This window comes from Bradyrhizobium sp. Bra78, assembly GCF_024519855.1.
In the GTDB taxonomy this organism is placed as follows: Bacteria; Pseudomonadota; Alphaproteobacteria; order Rhizobiales; family Xanthobacteraceae; genus Bradyrhizobium; species Bradyrhizobium japonicum_G.
In genome coordinates, this window is the sequence record NZ_JALJRE010000042.1 from 1 (window position 1) to 243 (window position 243).

The 243-nt window shown below is 59.7% G+C and carries 1 pseudogene; it reads right to left on the minus strand.

Annotated elements, in window-relative coordinates:
• Positions 1 to 243 (minus strand): annotated as a pseudogene (locus tag OC450_RS34305) (flagellin); the annotation flags it as partial.

A 243-nucleotide genomic window follows, 5' to 3' on the forward strand; every position in this document is an offset into this window, starting at 1 on the left:
GGTTGGACGAACCGGTCTGCAGCACGTTGATCAGGTTCTTGTTGAAGTCCTGACGAACCTGCACGATCGTCAGGTTCGAACCGAGGCTCGAGGCTTCCGAACGCAGCGTGCTCGACGCGGTGTTCAAGTTGGTCAGCACCTTGTTGGTGGCGGCGTTGTCGATGAAGTCGACACCGCCGGTCAACGCAGCGAGGCCGAGACCCTTGGAGTTGTAGGTCACGCCGGTGATGCTGAGGTTCGACT